Origin of the sequence: Colwellia sp. BRX10-3, assembly GCF_014077505.1 — a bacterium.
In the GTDB taxonomy this organism is placed as follows: Bacteria; Pseudomonadota; Gammaproteobacteria; order Enterobacterales; family Alteromonadaceae; genus Cognaticolwellia.
This window is the reverse complement of sequence record NZ_JACGWA010000010.1, coordinates 26,851-46,576: the sequence shown is the minus strand read 5'-3', so window position 1 is coordinate 46,576 and position 19,726 is coordinate 26,851. Positions and strand designations below refer to the sequence as shown.

The 19,726-nt window shown below is 38.6% G+C and carries 17 protein-coding genes; 12 read left to right on the top strand and 5 right to left on the bottom strand.

The annotated features are described in order from the left end of the window. Nucleotides 1-521: 521 nt before the first annotated feature. Genes H4J38_RS13600 through H4J38_RS13590 form a run of 3 tightly spaced genes read right to left on the bottom strand, consistent with a single transcriptional unit; the run spans nt 522 to nt 3,797 of the window. The gene (locus tag H4J38_RS13600) at nt 522-1,304 is read right to left on the bottom strand and encodes an MbnP family protein (RefSeq protein WP_182132416.1); all 783 of its coding nucleotides are present in this window, start codon (nt 1,302-1,304) and stop codon (nt 522-524) included. Then, nucleotides 1,291-2,418, bottom strand: coding sequence for a cytochrome-c peroxidase (locus H4J38_RS13595; RefSeq protein ID WP_182132414.1), 1,128 nt, complete (start codon nt 2,416-2,418; stop codon nt 1,291-1,293). Before H4J38_RS13595 ends, H4J38_RS13600 begins: the two co-directional genes overlap by 14 nt. 5 nt (nt 2,419-2,423) lie before the next feature. Further along, nucleotides 2,424-3,797: a hypothetical protein gene (locus tag H4J38_RS13590; RefSeq protein ID WP_220465558.1), complete on the bottom strand. Its 1,374-nt coding sequence runs from the start codon at nt 3,795-3,797 to the stop codon at nt 2,424-2,426. 334 nt (nt 3,798-4,131) lie between these two features. On the opposite strand from H4J38_RS13590, the gene H4J38_RS13585 reads away from it, so the two are divergent. The 7 genes from H4J38_RS13585 to greA all read left to right on the top strand — a co-directional run bounded on the left by H4J38_RS13585 (nt 4,132) and on the right by greA (nt 12,587). Beyond that, complete coding sequence (locus H4J38_RS13585) at nt 4,132-5,121, top strand: ketopantoate reductase family protein (protein ID WP_182132412.1); 990 nt, start codon at nt 4,132-4,134, stop codon at nt 5,119-5,121. Nucleotides 5,122-5,277: 156 nt separating this feature from the next. Next, nucleotides 5,278-5,901: an FKBP-type peptidyl-prolyl cis-trans isomerase gene (locus H4J38_RS13580; RefSeq protein WP_182132411.1), complete on the top strand. Its 624-nt coding sequence runs from the start codon at nt 5,278-5,280 to the stop codon at nt 5,899-5,901. Between the two features lie 79 nt (nt 5,902-5,980). Further along, nucleotides 5,981-6,460, top strand: coding sequence for a hypothetical protein (locus H4J38_RS13575; protein ID WP_182132409.1), 480 nt, complete (start codon nt 5,981-5,983; stop codon nt 6,458-6,460). Beyond that, on the top strand, nt 6,457-7,263 hold the full coding sequence (gene dapB / locus H4J38_RS13570; protein WP_182132407.1) for a 4-hydroxy-tetrahydrodipicolinate reductase: 807 nt from the start codon (nt 6,457-6,459) through the stop codon (nt 7,261-7,263). Before H4J38_RS13575 ends, dapB begins: the two co-directional genes overlap by 4 nt. Nucleotides 7,264-7,564: 301 nt before the next feature. Next, nucleotides 7,565-8,710, top strand: coding sequence for a glutamine-hydrolyzing carbamoyl-phosphate synthase small subunit (gene carA, locus H4J38_RS13565; protein WP_182132405.1), 1,146 nt, complete (start codon nt 7,565-7,567; stop codon nt 8,708-8,710). 28 nt (nt 8,711-8,738) lie between these two features. Then, nucleotides 8,739-11,957, top strand: coding sequence for a carbamoyl-phosphate synthase large subunit (gene carB / locus H4J38_RS13560; protein WP_182132403.1), 3,219 nt, complete (start codon nt 8,739-8,741; stop codon nt 11,955-11,957). Between the two features lie 153 nt (nt 11,958-12,110). Beyond that, the gene (gene greA / locus H4J38_RS13555; RefSeq protein WP_182132401.1) at nt 12,111-12,587 is read left to right on the top strand and encodes a transcription elongation factor GreA; all 477 of its coding nucleotides are present in this window, start codon (nt 12,111-12,113) and stop codon (nt 12,585-12,587) included. Between the two features lie 85 nt (nt 12,588-12,672). Here greA and H4J38_RS13550 read toward each other — a convergent pair whose 3' ends face one another. Continuing rightward, nucleotides 12,673-13,017, bottom strand: a complete 345-nt coding sequence (locus H4J38_RS13550; RefSeq protein WP_182132399.1) for a rhodanese-like domain-containing protein — start codon at nt 13,015-13,017, stop codon at nt 12,673-12,675. A 277-nt stretch (nt 13,018-13,294) separates the two neighbouring features. Continuing rightward, nucleotides 13,295-13,591, bottom strand: a complete 297-nt coding sequence (gene yhbY / locus H4J38_RS13545; protein ID WP_182132397.1) for a ribosome assembly RNA-binding protein YhbY — start codon at nt 13,589-13,591, stop codon at nt 13,295-13,297. Nucleotides 13,592-13,829: 238 nt separating this feature from the next. Here yhbY and rlmE point away from each other — a divergent pair, with 238 nt between their 5' ends. The 5 genes from rlmE (at nt 13,830) to tpiA (ending at nt 19,725) form a co-directional block, all read left to right on the top strand. Continuing rightward, a complete protein-coding gene (gene rlmE, locus H4J38_RS13540) occupies nt 13,830-14,459 on the top strand; it encodes a 23S rRNA (uridine(2552)-2'-O)-methyltransferase RlmE (protein WP_182132395.1) in 630 nt (209 codons plus the stop codon). Between the two features lie 67 nt (nt 14,460-14,526). Then, complete coding sequence (ftsH, locus tag H4J38_RS13535; RefSeq protein ID WP_220465557.1) at nt 14,527-16,479, top strand: ATP-dependent zinc metalloprotease FtsH; 1,953 nt, start codon at nt 14,527-14,529, stop codon at nt 16,477-16,479. Between the two features lie 176 nt (nt 16,480-16,655). Continuing rightward, nucleotides 16,656-17,435, top strand: a complete 780-nt coding sequence (gene folP, locus H4J38_RS13530) for a dihydropteroate synthase (protein WP_182132543.1) — start codon at nt 16,656-16,658, stop codon at nt 17,433-17,435. Nucleotides 17,436-17,489: 54 nt separating this feature from the next. After that, complete coding sequence (gene glmM / locus H4J38_RS13525; protein ID WP_182132391.1) at nt 17,490-18,827, top strand: phosphoglucosamine mutase; 1,338 nt, start codon at nt 17,490-17,492, stop codon at nt 18,825-18,827. A 127-nt stretch (nt 18,828-18,954) separates the two neighbouring features. Beyond that, complete coding sequence (gene tpiA, locus H4J38_RS13520) at nt 18,955-19,725, top strand: triose-phosphate isomerase (protein ID WP_182132389.1); 771 nt, start codon at nt 18,955-18,957, stop codon at nt 19,723-19,725. The last annotated feature ends 1 nt before the right edge of the window (nt 19,726 follow it).

Sequence of the window (19,726 nt, the reverse complement as noted above, 5' to 3'; positions counted from 1 at the left end):
ATGGTGAACCCTGTATATTTTGTGTGTTGTTAGTAATTTTATATCTATTACATTTTTGCTTTTAGTTGGCAAAAAATACTAAACGGGCAATTACTCAACTGATGGTCATATTCCCATGGTGAGGTTTTCTCGTCAACCAGTTTGTGCAAAAAATGTGCGCATTTTATGATAAAAATTATATTAATCTTTTAATTCAGTGGTTTATTATGTTTTTTTTATTGTGGTTAAGTAGTGCAGATAGCTTTTTTTGGTGCAAAAGCCTTTATTTGTACTTTTAAAGGACTAAATGGGCAGGTCGTTTTTTACTCTAATGATAAGTGTAAATGAAGGTTAATTAGTGAAAAAATCATTTTTAGAGATATTTTCAGCAGGCTTTGGTTATGATTAATACTAGCTTAAGTCAGTTTTATTCGAGTAATAGTTATCTTAAGTTTACTTTTAGGTTTTTAAGTCAAGTCTGTTGTTATATTGAGTGAATAACAATTTTCGCTGTAGGAATGTTTATATTAAAGGAATAGAAATTATAAAATACTGATAAAGTCATGAAAGCCTATTGCGATGGCTTTTACATCTACAGGAGAGAATTTTACATGAGACATTTCAGACATATCAATATATTCAATGTCTTCGTTTGATTTTAGCCTTATCGACGACTTGGCCACTTTACTGGACTTTTGAAACAAACGGCGAAGATCTATTTTGAAATTAATGACACCATTTTTTGCATTTATTTCAGGCGCAATGTCAAAATTGAGTTTAGTATAGCTTTCGTCAAAGCCAATATGATAAACCAGTGGCAGTTGGCTTTCCCTTAATGTAAGTGTGCCTTCTAATAGCAAAAATTTATAACCCACTTGCCAATTCCAAGCCATTCTACTATTAGGATCTAAATCGCCCGAAAATAAAATAGCGCCATTTGCTTTTGGATCAATGCCAATGCCAAATGATAGCTTCCGAAGGTTTTGTATTTTGATATTAGGAATAACAAATTGGTCGAATGTGCTATCTCCGTCAAACCTAACAAGATGATAGCTTTCTGCTTCGTTAATAGTTTTCTTGGAGAACTCTAAGGCAATATTGCTGATAAATAATTGAAAATCTCTTATTGAAAATTCACCATCACCGCCAGGGTTTTTATAGCTTTGGCTATTTAAAACTAAAGGTTTATCGCCAACATAGGGATGAAAGCGAATCGTTAAGTCTTGCGGTAAAGCTCGAAGCCAAAATGAAGATATAGCTAAGCCAGCGGTTAATAGTAGCGTACCAAAAACCAAAGTAACCTTAGTTGATTTAGTCATCATCATTATTTTCTGCCATAAAAGGGCTTGAAAAAGCACGGTTAGCCAAGAATTTTTCATCAGTTAGCGTATGTAAAAATGCGATGATAGCGGTTATTTCATTATCATTGAGGTTTAAGCTAATATGGTCGCTTTGTGTTTTGGCAATATTATCTGCTTCAATAATTAATGGGCTGAGCGTTTTACTGCGCTTAATACCGCCATTGTAGTGTGCTAAAACCTCCTGCAAAGTAGCAAAACGCCCATCATGCATATAAGGAGATGTAACAGCTATATTGCGTAATGTTGGTGCTTTGAATAAGCCTCGATGCATTTCATTGTTAGTTAACGTAAATAAGCCAGGTTGTAATGTTTGATCATCATCTAAACCATTATTGCTAAAGCCATCAAACGCAGTGCCAAAGCCACTGGTGAGAAATTGGCTATGACAATCAATGCAATTCCCCCCGCGTAATACCACTTTAGTATCAGGATGAGCCATGAAAAGCTTACGGCCTTGTTCCTCTTTGGCAGTAAGGGATATTTCACCACGTAAATATTGGTCGTATCGTGAATTAGCTGAAATCAATGTCCGCTGAAAATTAGCTAACGCTTTCGCTATGTTTTGTTCGCTTATATTGCCAAAAGCCTGTTTAAATAGTTTTTTATAGGTCTCATCATTATTTAAATCCACGATTAGTTCTTCGATATTACGCGCCATTTCATCAACATGGGCGATCGGATGAATTGCTTGCTCTTCTAGCGATGAAACACGACCATCCCAAAAAAAATGTCTGGGTCCCCACATTAAATTCACTAAGCTCATGGAATTGAAAGCAAGGGGATTTCCTGATATGCCTACTGATGTTTTTAAACCGTCAGTAAAGGCCAGTGCTTGCTTATGGCAGGTCGCACAAGACACTTGATTGTTGCTAGACAATATAGGATCGTAAAAAAGCCTTCTGCCGAGTAAAACTGATTCTTGGGTTAAGGGATTATTTTCTGGCAAGTTAAAACGGCCAAAAACAAATGGTGCGGTGAATTCGACCAGGTGTGTGTCTAGTTTTTTATTTTGTTGAGTGTAAATAGTTGACGCTATAAATAAAACAGCGATAGCGACAACTATTGTGGCAATTTTCATGATGATTAATGATGGTGCGTAAAGCCTGAGCCAAATAAAGCTTCAATGTTATCGATGCCTTTTTTGTATTTTTCTTTGAAGTTAATTTCGCCAAGTCGCTCTCCTGTGAGAAGGTCATGTACGGTGACTGAGTGGTGATTTAATTTCACTAGAAAATCTACGTCGGTCGGATCATTGTCTTTAGCATCGCCCAAATTTAATAAATTGTTTTGTACGGCAATGAGCTTGCGACCGGCAGCGGTTTTATAAAATATCATATGGTGCGCACCGTTTTCTGCTTTTATATCTTCACCTGACGATACTAAGCTAGGTAATTGTTTTAAATCGTAGCGCTTGACTATACCGGGCACGCCATGGCTGATAAATAATTCATCTTCATTACCATAAAACTCTAACGGTACGGCTGTACCTTCTGTTGCTCCGTTGTATAACTTTTCAGGTGTACTGAATGTTTTAGTTTTCGCATTATAAGGTACTCTCCAGGTTTCAAAACCGAATAAGGTGTTTACTAAAATAGCAGGCTCGACTCCTTCGATAATACTGGGGCGCACAAAAAGCACTTCGACAGGAGATGATGGGAACCCAACAGGCTTGGCATCTTCAATGACAATGGTTTCGATTGGTTTTAAAGTGTTTAAGTCGATAATGGTTATGGTATTGCCAATTTCTGTAGCAATGGTTGGGTGAGTAGAAGATGTTACTACCATTCTATCGCCATAAGCTGAAATACCATGCGGGAACATGATATATGGCTGACCTGCTTCTACTTGAGACTTTCTTGCTTCGATAATTTTAATGACTTCATTAGTTTGGGCGTTGAATACGCCGACTGTACCAGCGTCAATTTGAGTTAAATCAGAGCCGCCCATAAAGGTAACGAACATCGTTAGTTCACCATTGACGTTATGCCACATAATATCTTCTCCGACATTTTGTCCATTGGTATTCAGGCATTCGAAATTACTAATTACCGGCTCAGCTTTTGCGTTTCTAACTAAGTCAATTTCAGCTAAGCTGCATTGTGAACCCAGCCCAGTCGCATACAAACGTCCATTAGGGCTGTAATACAGATGGTGCATAGGCGCATCAAGTTTGGGGAGTGAATAGTCATAAAGTATATTGCCAAAATTGGCCGAGTCGGGATCCATTTCAATAATAGCGATACTATCGGTAGTCCCTAATGTTGGTAGACCACTAAGCAATACCATTGCTTGAGTTTCTTCAATGTTAGTCGCACTATTTTTTGTAGTCGTTTGTTCTATATTAGCTTTACTACTCGTTTTAGTTTTATCAATTGTTGCAGTATTCGATGTTTTGCTAGCGTCGCTACAACCACTAAGTAATAGTATAGCTAAGGCAATTAGTATAACTTTGCTCATGATAATGTCCCTTGAGTTATTTGTTTGTATTATATTTTTGAACAAACTCATAAAAACAGATAAACATTACTCCATACCATTTACTGCAATTAAATACTGCAATTAAATACTGCAATTAAACGTGTGTCTGTTTTTCTAATACTAACTATGTTCTTGCTGATTAGATGTCGTTGTTTCATCTATATAGGTGAAACAGTTGTGTACAACCTAAAAGTTTAGTTGAAATCATGGGTATCACAAATTATTGTTATTTTAGTTTTGCCCCCGAAGCTTCTGATCATTTGAGTATCTTCATGATAAACTTCTACCTAAATTAGGACTAAAAGGAAGAGTGATGCATTTTGTTATTGTCGGCTGTGGTGCCGTTGGCGGTTATTTTGGTGGCCGTTTAGCGCAGCATGGCGAAAATGTTACTTTTGTTGCCCGTGGCGAACAATTTCAAACTATGCAAACATCGGGTTTAACCATCAAGAGTATTGAAGGTGATGTGCAGTTAGATAAAGTTAATGTTTTGAATGCCGAAAACATAACGGCAAATAGCCTAGAAACACCAGCGGATGTTATATTTTTCTGCGTAAAGTCGTATCAATTACCCATAGCTATTGCACAACTAAAACCATTAATAGTAAAGAACACACGCGTAATACCTTTATTAAACGGTGTTAACGCTGCAGATGTTATGCAAGAGCAGGGTATCGCACGAGAAAATATTATTGGCGGTTTAGCAAAAATTATTGCCGAGAAAACCACTACAGGTGTTATCAATCATACTGGCGCAAAGCCTCATATCACTTTAGGGGCTTTTACTTATAAAGCTTCAGTTGATAGTACTAGTGAACAAATGAGTGAGCAAAGTGTTGCTTTACAAGATGAAGAAACAGAACAGCTTAGTGCTATAGCTAAGCGTTTAAAATTAGCTGGCATTAGTGTAGGGGTAACCAGTGATATTGAGCTTGCCTTGTGGCGAAAGTTTATACTTGTTGCTGCCTGGGGTGCTTTAGCGTCAGCGAGAAAACTAAATTTAGGCGAAATTCGTGCGCAAAGTCATATTGCATTTTTATTGGAGCGCATTGTTAATGAATATGCAGACATAGCACGCAAGGCAGGGGTAAATCTTGGCGATAAACATATTAAAGAAACATTAAGCTTTTTATCACGTTTACCTGACAGCAGCGAAACATCAATGCAGCGAGATTTGGCCGCAGGAAATAATTCTGAGTTTGATGTGTTAATTGCATACCCTATGATTTTAGTTAAAGATTTAAATTTATCAGCCCCGGTGTTAACACAGTGTTATCAGAAAATCACTGAAACTTCGCAGTAACGCTTGGAAATTGCAAACCATGAACTGTCACAGCTAATTAAAGATCAAAAATTTATAATAAATAACAAATTGACCCTTGCTAGCACTTCAGAGGGCGTTAAATTTATGCTATTGTATCGCGAATTTTTATCGTATCAATTAAGTGAAGATTAAATAATGTCTGAAAATAAACTTGAAACAATCGAACAACGCGTAAGTTATGGTGTAGGTCGTCAACTAGGTGACCAACTACGTAACAATCCTTTTAAAGATTTTGACGTATCTGCTGTGCAAGCTGGTTTAGCTGATGCTATTGCTAATACTGAAAGCCAAGTATCTGATGAAGACTTAAATGAAGCATTCGGTATTATATCGCAAAAGATGCAAGAACTAGAGCAAGCTGAAGCTAAAGAAAAGTCAGCTGAAGGTGAAGCTTTCTTAGTCGAAAATGCAAAACGTGATGAAGTAACAACAACTGAATCAGGTTTACAGTACGAAGTAATAGCAACAGGTGAAGGCGAAAAGCCAACAGCTGCTAGTACAGTGCGTGTGCATTACCACGGTACATTCATCAATGGCGATATTTTTGATAGTTCTGTTGACCGTGGTCAACCTGCTGAGTTTCCAGTAGGCGGCGTTATTGCTGGTTGGACTGAAGCATTACAATTAATGGCTGAAGGTTCAAAATGGCGTTTATATGTGCCTTACGGCTTAGCTTACGGTGAACGTGGCTCGCAAGGTGCAATTCCTCCTTATGCAACCTTGATATTCGACGTTGAGCTATTAACCATTGTTAGCTAATTAGTCTATTTTAAAAAAGCCCTCAGTTGAGGGCTTTTTTATAAGCTAAATTTAAAAAGATATCAACTAAGTTTGAGTTATGCACAAATCAGCAATCGAAAATTTATTTCAGCGCTACACTAAGGCGTTTTATCAGCAAAATATGGCAGACACGCAACAGTGTTATCAGCTGCCTTGTACTTTGCACACGCCTGATAAAGTGGTATTAATTGATAGCGATAAAGTATTTGAACAAGAGTTTTTAGATATATTTACGGTATTAAGTCATGCAGAGATAAAGCGTTTCATCGCATTAAAAGCGAGTTTTAGTCAGTTGAGTGAAAGCTTAATACTTGCTTGTGTTGATTGGCAGTTTATTGGCCCTAAAGACGAAGTTTTTACCGACTTTTCAGCTTTTTACCACCTAGTGTTGAACGAAGCGCAGTGGCGAATTTTTAATGTAGTGTCACAAGAGCTCAGCCAATCAGTTGATTTAGATACCGCTTTTAATATTGCTTATAATACAGCTGATGCTGATATTACCCTTATAACATTACCCAGTAGGAAGAAGTTGCTATGAAAGTAAAAGTAGCCATTTTAGGATGTAGCGGACGTATGGGCCGCAATTTAATACAAGCGGCAATAGAACATAAATCTGTTGAGCTTGTTGGTGGCAGTGTTCGTGTAGGTTCATCATTTGAAAATTTTGATTTAGGTGAAATAGCTGGTATTGGTGCTATCGATCAAAAAACAACAACAGATGTTGAGACGTTATTAGCCGCTGATGTGTTAATTGACTTTACGTCAATTGAAGCCACACTTGAGCATCTTGAATGGTGTCAGCAACATAATAAAGCACTGGTCATAGGCACTACAGGGTTTTCAGATCAGCAAGTAGAAACAATTAAAGCCGCAGGCAATAACATACCGGTTGTTTTGGCACCTAATACTAGTGTTGGGGTAAATTTATTGTTTAAGTTACTTGAAATCACGGCCAAAGCGATTGGCGATTATACTGATATAGAAATTTTTGAAGCACACCATAGATTTAAGAAAGACGCCCCATCAGGCACCGCAGTTAAAATGGGCCAAGTTATAGCCGATACATTGGGTCGCGATTTAAATGAAGTTGCAGTATATGGCAGAGAAGGTATTACCGAAGAGCGCAGCAGAGAAACGATAGGTTTTGCAACGGTGAGAGCTGGCGATATTGTTGGCGAGCATACCGCATACTTTGCTGATATTGGTGAAAGAATCGAATTAACCCATAAAGCCAGCTCACGAATGACCTTTGCTTTAGGCGCAATGCGCGCAGCATTTTGGTTAAGCGAAGCCAAAGCCGGCTTTTATGATATGCAAGATGTGCTAGGTTTAAAAGATTAACTAAAATACTTTAGTGAATATAAACCTGACTAGATGGTTAGTATTTACGGGTACTTTTTATAGAAAAGCTTTAGTTTTGACGTCTTTACATCAATAACGTCAAAAACAGAGAGTTTTTACAATTATCACTAGACGAAAGAAGCTTACAAGCGTAAAATAAGTGGATTTTGTCAAAAATTTACTGTTCATGATGAACTAGGTTAGTTTTTTGGCATTTTTTGTATGTATCGCTTTTTATCGTTAATGGTTAAATTATTAGTTGTTTTACCATTGATTTTCTTTCTTCTTAACGGAGGTTACATTGACTAAATCTGCCATTTTAGTGCTTGAAGACGGCACTGTATTTAAGGGCACCGCTATCGGTGCAGAAGGGGCGGCTGTTGGTGAAGTAGTTTTTAATACTTCAATGACTGGCTACCAAGAAATTCTGACAGATCCCTCGTATGCAGAGCAAATTGTTACCCTTACATATCCACATATAGGTAACACAGGTACCAATAGCGAAGATGAAGAATCTGACACTATTTGGGCAAAAGGTTTAGTAATTCGTGACTTACCTTTGTTAGCGAGTAATTTTCGCAGTGAGCAAAGTTTAGGCGACTACCTAAAAGCAAAAAATATTTTAGGTATTGCCGATATAGACACCCGGAAACTAACGCGTATTTTACGTGAGAAAGGTGCTCAAAATGGTTGTATAATCGCGGGCGACTTAATTGATGCAAGTGCAGAAGAAGCAAAGGCTCTAGCACAAGCGCAAGCTTTTCCAGGCCTTAAAGGTATGGACTTAGCGAAAGTTGTTTCTACCAAAGAAGCTTATCAGTGGACAGAAGGAAGTTGGCAGTTAGGAAAAGGCCATATTACACCTGAAAAATCAGAGTTTCATGTGGTTGCTTACGATTTTGGTGCTAAACGCAATATTCTCCGTATGTTAGTGGACCGCGGCTGTAAGATAACTGTAGTGCCGGCGCAAACGTCTGCTGAAGAAGTATTAGCCATGAATCCAGATGGTATTTTCTTATCAAATGGTCCTGGTGACCCAGAACCATGTGACTATGCTATTAGCGCAATCAAAAAATTCTTAACAACAGATATCCCAGTGTTTGGTATTTGTTTAGGCCATCAATTATTAGGTTTAGCCAGTGGCGCTAAAACGATTAAAATGAAGTTTGGTCATCATGGTGGCAACCATCCGGTTAAAGATTTCGCACGTAATGTTGTAATGATTACGGCACAAAATCACGGTTTCGCTGTTGATGAAAACAGCTTACCTGAAAACTTAAAAGTGACGCACACATCACTATTTGATGGTTCAATTCAAGGTATTCATCGCACAGACAAGCCGGCGTTTAGTTTCCAAGGTCATCCTGAAGCGAGCCCGGGTCCAGCTGATGCTGCTCCATTGTTCGATCATTTTATCGACTTAATCGTTGCTGCGAAAAAAGCTTAGCCCTTAGACAAGAGAAGAGAGAATAAAAATGCCAAAACGTACTGATTTAAAAAGTATCTTGATCTTAGGCGCGGGTCCAATTGTTATTGGTCAAGCATGTGAATTTGATTATTCTGGCGCACAAGCGTGTAAAGCACTGCGTGAAGAAGGTTACCGAGTTATTTTAGTCAACTCGAACCCTGCAACAATAATGACAGACCCTGAAATGGCTGATGCGACTTACATCGAACCTATTCATTGGGAAGTTGTACGAAAAATTATTGAAAAAGAACGTCCTTGTGCGGTATTACCGACCATGGGTGGTCAAACCGCTTTAAACTGTGCACTCGAGCTTGAAGCGAAAGGCGTATTAAAAGAATTTAATGTTGAAATGATTGGCGCTACAGCCGATGCGATTGATAAAGCTGAAGATCGTAGTCGTTTCGACAAAGCAATGAAAGCGATTGGTTTAGATACACCGCGCGCTGAAATTGTTCATACGATTGCAGAAGCACATGCCGCGAGCAAAAACTTAGGTTTCCCTTGTATTATTCGTCCGTCATTTACTATGGGTGGCTCGGGAGGCGGTATTGCATATAACCGTGAAGAGTTTGATGAAATTTGTACTCGCGGTTTAGATCTTTCTCCAACCTCTGAATTATTGATTGATGAATCATTAATCGGTTGGAAAGAGTATGAAATGGAAGTGGTTCGCGACAAAAATGATAACTGTATCATTATTTGTTCGATTGAAAACTTTGACCCTATGGGTATTCATACTGGTGACTCAATCACAGTTGCACCAGCACAAACGCTAACCGATAAAGAATACCAAATCATGCGTAATGCATCGATTGCGGTATTGCGCGAAATTGGTGTTGAAACAGGCGGTTCAAACGTGCAGTTTGGTATTTGTCCTGATACCGGTCGTATGGTGATTATTGAGATGAACCCACGGGTATCTCGTTCATCAGCACTTGCGTCAAAAGCAACCGGTTTCCCAATCGCTAAAATTGCGGCAAAACTTGCTGTAGGTTACACCTTAGATGAATTAACCAACGATATTACTGGCGGCGCAACACCGGCATCTTTTGAACCGACTATCGATTACGTTGTAACTAAAATTCCACGTTTTAACTTTGAAAAATTTGCCGGTTGTGAAGACAGATTAACCACCCAAATGAAATCAGTGGGTGAAGTTATGGCAATTGGCCGTAATCAACAAGAATCATTACAAAAAGCACTACGCGGTTTAGAAGTTGGTGTTAATGGTTTTGACCCTATGGTTGATGTCACGCAACCAGGCGCTAAAACTAAAATTATGCATGAACTGCAAGAAGCTGGTTCTGACCGAATTTGGTATATCGCTGATGCTTTTCGTTTAGGTTTATCGGTTGATGATATTTTCCGTTTAACTAATGTTGATCGTTGGTTCTTAGTACAAATTGAAGATATTGTTTTAGAAGAAGCTAAAGTTGCTGATGGTGGTTTAAAAATATTAACCCCTGAATATTTACGTAAATTAAAACGTAAAGGTTTTGCTGATTCTCGTTTAGCCGATTTAATTGGTATTGCTGAAGCTGAAGTGCGCAAAAAACGCCATAATGCGGGTATTTTTCCCGTATATAAGCGTGTTGATACTTGTGCTGCTGAATTCAGTTCAGACACCGCTTACATGTATTCTACATATGATGAAGAATGTGAAGCCAACCCGACAAATAATGAAAAAATTATGATACTCGGTGGTGGTCCTAACCGTATTGGTCAAGGTATTGAGTTTGATTATTGTTGTGTTCATGCGGCACTAGCATTACGCGAAGACGGTTATGAAACCATTATGGTTAACTGTAACCCTGAAACGGTTTCAACCGATTATGATACATCTGATCGCTTATATTTTGAGTCAATTACCTTTGAAGATGTGCTTGAAATTGTGCGCATTGAAAAGCCTAAAGGCGTTATTGTGCAATATGGTGGTCAAACGCCACTTAAATTAGCCCGTGCTTTAGAAGCCGCTGGTGTGCCCATTATTGGTACTTCACCAGATGCAATTGACCGTGCAGAAGACAGAGAACGCTTCCAACAAGCGGTTGACCGTTTAGGTTTATTACAACCTGATAATGCAACTGTTACTTCAATTGAAGAAGCAATGGCAAAAGCCGAAGCTATTGGTTTCCCATTAGTGGTTCGTCCATCTTATGTTCTAGGTGGCCGCGCAATGGAAATTGTTTATGATTTAGATGATTTACGTCGTTACATGACCGAAGCGGTTAATGTATCGAACGACTCGCCTGTACTGCTTGATCATTTCCTTGATGATGCGATTGAAGTTGATATCGATGTAGTTTGTGATGGCACCGATGTGGTTGTTGGCGGTATTATGCAGCATATAGAACAAGCGGGTGTTCACTCGGGTGATTCTGCATGTTCATTACCTGCTTATAGTTTGAGCCAAGAAGTACAAGATGTAATGCGCAAGCAAGTCACTGACTTAGCGTTTGAATTAGGTGTTATTGGCTTAATGAATACGCAAATGGCGGTTAAAGACGGCAAAGTTTACATCATTGAAGTTAACCCACGTGCTGCACGTACTATTCCGTTTGTATCGAAAGCTACAGCTGTGCCTTTAGCTAAAATAGGCGCACGCGTAATGGCGGGTAAGTCACTAAAAGAGCAAGGTATTACGAAAGAAGTTATTCCACCGTATTTCTCTGTTAAAGAAGTGGTTATTCCGTTTAACAAGTTCCACGGTAGTGACCCATTAGTTGGACCAGAAATGCGTTCAACCGGTGAAGTCATGGGCGTTGGTGAAACATTTGAAGAAGCTTACGCAAAAGCTAACTTAGGTGCCGGTGTATCTGTGCCTAAAGATGGTCGCGCTTTAATTTCAGTACGTAATAGTGATAAAGAACGTGTTGTTGACTTAGCAAAACAAATGGTAACTTTGGGCTATGAGCTTGATGCAACCCATGGTACCGCGGTTATTTTAGGTGAAGCTAATATTCCTTGTCGTTTAGTGAATAAAGTACACGAAGGTCGACCGCATATTCTTGATAGAATTAAGAATGGCGAGTACACCTACATTATTAACACAACAGAAGGCCGTAAGGCGATTGAAGATTCTAAAGTGTTACGTGGTGGTGCTTTACGTTACAAAGTCGCATATACTACGACACTGAACGCTGCATTTGCCGCCTGTCAATCACATGCCGCAGATGATCGTAATATTGTAACTTCAATACAAGAGTTACATAAACGTTGTAAATAAACGGCTTGAAAATGAATTTACTTACTGTGTGAAAGCATAATAGAACACAAATTCATTTTTAAACTTTATTTAAGCGAATTATTTTCAAAAGGTGGTTACCTACTATTAGTCATATAGGTAAGCCGCCTTTCTTGTTAGAAAAAGAAGAGTAAAATGACAAAATATCCAATGACACTATTAGGTGCTGAGCAATTAAAAGAAGAGCTTAGAGTTTTAAAAACGGAAAAACGTCCGCGTATAGTCAAAGATATTGCCACCGCTCGTGAGCATGGCGATTTAAAAGAAAACGCAGAGTACCATGCCGCTAAAGAAGAGCAAGGTTTCTGTGAAGGACGTATTCAAGATATTGAAGGCCGACTTTGTAACGCGCAAGTTATTGATATAACAGCAATACCTAATCGCGGCAAAGTAATTTTCGGCACAACAGTGAAATTACTGAATCTTGATACTGACGTTGAAGTAACGTACAAAATTGTTGGTGACGATGAAGCCGACTTTAAAACCGGACGTATATCACTAAACTCGCCGATTGCGCGTGGTTTAATTGGTAAAGAAGTTGATACTGAAATTGAAATTACCACACCGGGTGGCGTGGTTGAATATGAGATTATTGCAGTAGATCATATTTAATAGCTACTAATATAAGCCTAAGCGTACATAATATTTTTCTGCACGTTTAGTTTTATTAAAACCAGTAACAATAATTAATATTATCTTACTGGTTTTTTTGTGCCTGACAAACTTCGTTATGCTGACTACTAATCGCTTTAACATTTTTATAGCCAATGCGTTGCAATTGCTCTGCGGCTAATGCAGCACGTCCACCTGAAGCGCAATGGACATAAATTTCCATTTCGGCGTCTGCACAGTGTTTAGCAATGTTCATTTCTAAGACACCACGTGGAATGTTTAATGAATTCTCGACCGGAGAGGCTACAACCTCTGCAAGCTCTCTAACATCGATAAATGTCGCGTTTTTGTTGGCAAACGCTTGCGCTGCGCTGACACAATTAACAGATTTTTTAGCTTGTTCAACTAATTCAGGTACTGATAAAATCATTTCAAAACCTTTCAGAAATTTATTTGATGGTTACTATACTATGCCAAGCAAATTTATTATATATTAGTTTTTACTAATATAATTGATTCAGTGATGAGTTTAGCTATTGGATTAACAGTGGATTTAGCTTAAAAACAGTGGGTTTAGCTTAAGAAGTACAAAAATTGGACACAAAAAAAGGGCGAAAGCCCTCTTTTAAAATTATCAAAATCTTTAATTAGGTATTACCATCAACATATAAAGCGAAGACACAACTTTATTCATCAGGGTAAAATAATTAAACTTTTGGTATACGAATTTTCTTTTCTTCCGTTTGGCGGAAGATAACTAAGGTTTTACCGATCACTTGTACTTTAGTTGAATTTGTTTCACGACAAATAGCTTCAACAATAAGTGCTTTGGTTTCACGATCATCCGTAGGGATTTTAATCTTAATTAATTCGTGGTGATTTAGCGCGTAGTCGATTTCGGCAACTACCGCTTCGGTAAGGCCATTATTACCTAGTAACACAACGGGTTTAAGGCTGTGTGCTAGGCCTTTTAAATACTGAATTTGTTTTTTATTTAAGGTCATTAACAATTTTCGTTACAAGTTAGCTTGAATTATAGCTATTTTACCTCCATCTAGTTTGTAATACTAATATTGTTTACAAACTGTCATCTTTTTACCGTACTTTTATGGTTTATTTTTGGTTATTATAGTCATGTGCTTACTTTAGTTTGTCATGTTGCTATTTTTGTGGCGAATAAAAGTAAACTAATTACCCGAATATACATAACTTTTAAACAGCATAAATATATAAGTGGATTGAATGAGTAAGAATAAAGTCAGTGTCAGTAGTGCTCGTTGGTTAAAAGAGCATTTTGATGATGAATATGTGAAAAAGGCACAAAGGTTGGGCCTTCGCTCACGTGCTGTTTTTAAAATTGAAGAGATAAATAATAAAGATAAATTGATCAAGCCTGGTATGAAGGTGGTTGATTTAGGTGCGGCTCCTGGCGGTTGGTCTGAATATGCCACGAAAGTGGTTGGTGATAGCGGGCAAGTTGTTGCATGTGACATTTTAGCGATGGCCCCAATTGCAGGTGTTGATTTTCTGCAAGGTGACTTTCGTGAAGAAGCGGTACTAGATGCTTTATTAACTCGAATTAATGGTAAAAATATTGATGTTGTTATGTCTGACATGGCTGCAAATTTTACCGGCAATGATACTGCAGACGCGGCACGAAGCATGTATTTAGTGGAATTAGCACTTGATATGTGCAATCAAGTTTTAAAGAAAGATGGCGCTTTTGTTGTGAAAGTGTTTCAAGGAGAGGGCTTTGAGCAATTCATGAAAGATGCTCGAGCCGCATTTAAAACCGTCAGAGCTCGCAAGCCTGAATCGTCACGTGCTCGTTCACGTGAAGTTTATCTTGTGGCGACGGGCTTTAAATTGTAGTAAATTAGGTTGAATTATTTCATCGCACCATTTTTAACATTATCAAGAGGTCATTAAGTTGAGCGATATGGCAAAAAATCTTATTTTATGGTTAGTTATTGCAGTTGTATTAATGTCTGTTTTCCAAAGTTTTACCCCTGGAAGCGGCAAAGATCAACAAGTGGATTACACACAATTTGTTCAAGACGTACGTCAAGGACAAATTCGAAAAGCAGTCGTTGATAGAAACGGCGTTATTAATGGTATTAAACGCAGCGGTGAAAACTTTGTTGCCGTTATTCCCGGTGGTTATGATCGTGATTTAATCAACGATTTAGTGAAGCAAGGTGTTGACGCATCGGGCGAACTACCAGAAGAACCTAGTTTCTTAATGACTATCTTTGTCTCTTGGTTCCCAATGATATTGCTGATTGGTGTATGGATTTTCTTCATGCGTCAAATGCAAGGTGGGGGCGGTAAAGGCGCAATGAGTTTCGGTAAATCGAAAGCGCGCTTGTTAAGCGAAGATCAAGTTAAAACTACTTTTGCTGATGTTGCTGGTTGTGACGAAGCAAAAGAAGAAGTTGCTGAACTAGTTGATTACCTAAAAGAGCCTTCACGCTTTCAAAAACTAGGTGGACGTATTCCATCTGGGGTTTTATTAGTTGGCCAACCAGGTACAGGTAAAACCTTATTAGCTAAAGCTATTGCGGGTGAAGCGAAAGTACCTTTCTTTACAATATCTGGTTCAGATTTTGTTGAAATGTTTGTCGGTGTTGGTGCTTCTCGTGTACGTGACATGTTTGAACAAGCTAAAAAGGCAGCACCTTGTATTATCTTTATCGATGAAATTGATGCTGTAGGTCGCCAACGTGGTGCTGGTATGGGTGGCGGTAATGATGAACGCGAACAAACGCTAAACCAAATGCTAGTTGAAATGGATGGTTTTGAAGGTAATGAAGGCGTAATTGTTATTGCCGCTACTAACCGTCCTGACGTATTAGATCCAGCATTATTACGTCCTGGTCGTTTTGACCGTCAGGTAACTGTTGGTTTACCTGATATTCGTGGTCGTGAACAAATTCTCAAAGTGCATATGCGCAAAGTACCATTAGGCGACGATGTTAAAGCATCGGTTATTGCGCGTGGTACACCTGGTTTTTCAGGTGCTGATTTAGCTAACTTAGTTAATGAAGCCGCATTATTTGCTGCACGTTCAGCACGCCGTGTTGTTGGTATGGCTGAGTTTGAAAAAGCAAAAGATAAAATTATGATGGGCTCTGAGCGTCGTTCTATGGTGATGAATGAGGCAGAAAAAGAGATGACCGCATATCATGAAGCAGGGCACGCAATTGTTGGTCGTTTAGTGCCAGATCATGACCCGGTTTATAAAGTGAGTATTATGCCGCGTGGACGTGCGTTAGGTGTCACTATGTACTTGCCAGAACAAGACAGATTTAGTCATAGTAAGCAGCATTTAGAAAGTAACATTTCATCTTTATACGGTGGTCGTATTGCTGAAGAAATGATTTACGGTTTTGAAAAAGTATCTACTGGTGCTTCAAACGATATTGAACGTGCTACCCAACTTGCTCGTAAAATGGTTACACAGTGGGGCTTCTCTCAAAAAATGGGTCCTATGCTATTTGCTGAAGAAGAAGGTGAAGTATTCTTAGGTAGAACATCGTCTAAGTCGCTAAACATGTCTGATGAAACTGCACGTGCTATCGACGAAGAAATTAAAGAGTTTGTTAATCGTAACTATCAACGTGCGGCAACTATTTTAAAAGAAAACGAAGATATTTTACACGCAATGAAAGATGCGTTAATGGAATATGAAACTATTGATGCATTGCAAGTTGATGACTTAATGAATCGTACTAAAGTTCGCCCACCAGCTGATTTTGATGCTAATGACTCTGATGATAAATCAGATAATAATGCAGATTCTAGTAAACCAACAGCAAAAGCGGATGACGAAAAAGAAGAGTCAGTTAAGCCGAAAAACGCTGATGATACTTCAGATATTCCTGCTAAATAATTAGCAAGACAGTGTAAGGAGCCTCAATGGTTTAAATCATTTGATTTATCAACTATTGAGGCTTTATATTTTGTAAAATTTGATCAATTGGTATTAATAAAATTTATAGCGAGAATGCGGTGTTAAATCATCTTAATTGTCCAAATTCATTGTTAGATTTATCAACACCACAGGTTATGGGTATTCTTAATGTTACCCCTGATTCATTTTCTGATGGCGGCAAGTTTACTCATTTTGAACATGCGCTTGAGCAAGTTGAACGTATGATTGCTGATGGTGCAACTATTATTGATATTGGCGGTGAATCAACACGACCAGGTGCAGCTGAGGTTAACGAAGCAGACGAATTAGCGCGTGTTATTCCGGTATTAAAGGCTATTAAACAACGTTTCGATATATTGGTATCAATTGACACCAGTAAAGCCTCAGTGATGAGTGCTGCGATAGCCGCGGGTGCTGATATTATTAATGATGTGCGTGCCTTACAAAATGATGGTTGTTTAGCGGCAGTTGCAAACAGTAAAATTCCTGTTTGTTTAATGCATATGCAAGGCTTACCAAGCACGATGCAAAATAAACCAAGCTATGAAAATGTTATTTGCGATATTATGATGTTCTTTAAACAACGTATTGAAGCCTGTGTTAGTGCTGGTATTGCACGTGAAAGGATAATATTAGACCCAGGTTTTGGTTTTGGTAAAACAATGGCGCAAAATTTGAATTTACTGGCTAACTTATCTGTGTTTCGCGAACTTGGTTTACCTATCCTTGCAGGATTATCGCGTAAATCTATGATTGGCAATTTATTAAATCGAGATGTTGAACAACGTCTTGCTGGCAGTTTAAGTACTGCAATGCTCGCTGCTCAGCAAGGAGCACATATTATTCGCGTTCACGATGTACAAGAAACCGTGGACGTATTAAAAGTATTAAAAGCCGTAACTGCTCATCGTTAAATAGTTACGTATTAAAAATGCTAATGCCAAAGGGCATAGTAAATGGAGAAAATAATGTCAGAAAGAAGATATTTTGGTACTGATGGAATTCGTGGTTTAGTTGGGCAATATCCCATTACCCCCGAATTTGTCATGAAATTAGGTTATGCCGCAGGTCGTGTTTTAGCTGCACAAGGCACTAAAAAAGTCTTGATTGGTAAAGATACTCGTATTTCTGGCTATATGTTGGAATCAGCATTAGAAGCAGGATTTTCTGCCGCTGGTATTGATATTGGTTTGTTAGGGCCAATGCCAACACCTGGTATTGCTTATTTAACAAAAACTTTTCGTGCTGAAGCCGGTATTGTCATTAGTGCCTCACATAACCCTTTTTATGATAATGGTATCAAATTCTTTTCTCAAGATGGGCAAAAGTTACCCGATGATGTTGAATTAGCTATCGAAGCAGAATTAGATAAAGACATGGGCTGTGTTGAGTCAGCCCATTTAGGCAAAGCAACTCGTATTGCTGATGCTGCAGGGCGTTACATCGAATTTTGTAAAAGTAACTTTCCAAGTCAATATTCATTAAAAGACATGAAAATCGTGGTTGATTGTGCACATGGCGCAACCTATCACATCGCACCAAACGTGTTTCGTGAGTTAGGTGCTGAGGTTATTGAAATAGGCACCTCACCTAATGGCACCAATATTAATCATGAATGCGGTGCAACCTCGATGGCAGCAATTAGTGCTGCAGTTATTGAACATCAAGCTGACCTAGGTATCGCGCTTGATGGCGATGGTGATCGCTTAATGATGGTTGATCATACCGGTTATGTTATAGATGGCGATGAAAGTGTTTATATTATCGCTTCAAACGACTTGCAAAATGGCAACATTGAAGGCGGTGTTGTTGGTACGCTAATGAGTAATATGGGCTTAGAGCTTGCACTTGCTGATATGAATGTACCATTTGCACGCAGCAAAGTTGGTGATCGCTATGTTATGGAAATGCTTAAACAAAAAGGCTGGAAAATAGGCGCTGAAAACTCAGGACATGTGATTAACTTAAACCATACCTCAACGGGTGATGGTATTATTGCCGCATTGAATGTATTAACTGCGGTCTGCAATACCGGTAAAACACTCTTTGAATTACGTCAAGGTATGACAAAGTTACCGCAAGTATTAGTCAACGTAAGATTTTCGGGTGATAGCAATCCTTTGGTTAATGATGATGTTGTTGCATCTGTTGGCCGCGTTAATGAAAAATTAACCGGTCGTGGTCGCGTATTATTAAGAAAATCGGGTACTGAACCTTTGATTCGTGTCATGGTAGAAGGCCCTGAACATGATGAAGTTACCGCCTTAGCACATGAAATTGCCAACGCGGTTAAACAAGCTTTTTAGTCGATAATATATGCTTGATTTTATTGGTCGAGTGAATATTGAGCAATTAAGCATGATATTGCTTGAAATGCTTGTATCTTGCTAGAAGGTTAGTTAATATCTCGCCGCTTTGATTTAGGAATGAAAAATGAATAGACGCGCAATAGTTGCAGCAAACTGGAAAATGAATGGCAGTTTAGCATTAGTCAACTCAATGGTTTCAGAGTTAAATAACGTTAAGTTAAATGAAAATGTTGAAGTTGTCGTTTGTCCAAGTTTTCCTTACTTAGCGGCGTTTAGCTTAGCAAGTTCGAATGAGAATTTGGCAACAGCGTTTAGTTTAGGTGCGCAAAACTTAAATGAAAACGCCAAAGGTGCATTTACTGGCGAAGTGTCAACATCAATGTTACAAGAAGTTGGTGTAAGCTACGTGATAGTTGGGCATTCAGAGCGCCGTAGTATTTATAAAGAATCAAGCTCATTAGTTGCAAAAAAAGTTCAGGCAGCTTTAGTTGCTGGCCTTAAACCTATTTTGTGTATAGGTGAAAGTGAAGATGAACGTGTAACTGAACAAACCGAAATCGTGCTGGCTGCTCAATTACAGCCCGTTATTGATGAAATCGGTATTGATAAATTTGCAGATGTTGTTATTGCGTACGAGCCTGTTTGGGCGATAGGTACTGGAAAAACAGCATCGCCAGAAATGGCGCAAACAACCCATCAATTCATACGAGAATTTATCGCTAAAATTGATGTAAACGTCGCAGTTAAATTACCATTGTTGTATGGTGGCAGTGTCAATGCGACAAACTGTGATGAATTATTTGCACAAGCTGATATCGATGGTGGATTAATCGGCGGTGCTAGTTTAAAAGCCGAAGAATTTAAAATAATTTGTTCGGCAGCAAAGGGAAAATAAA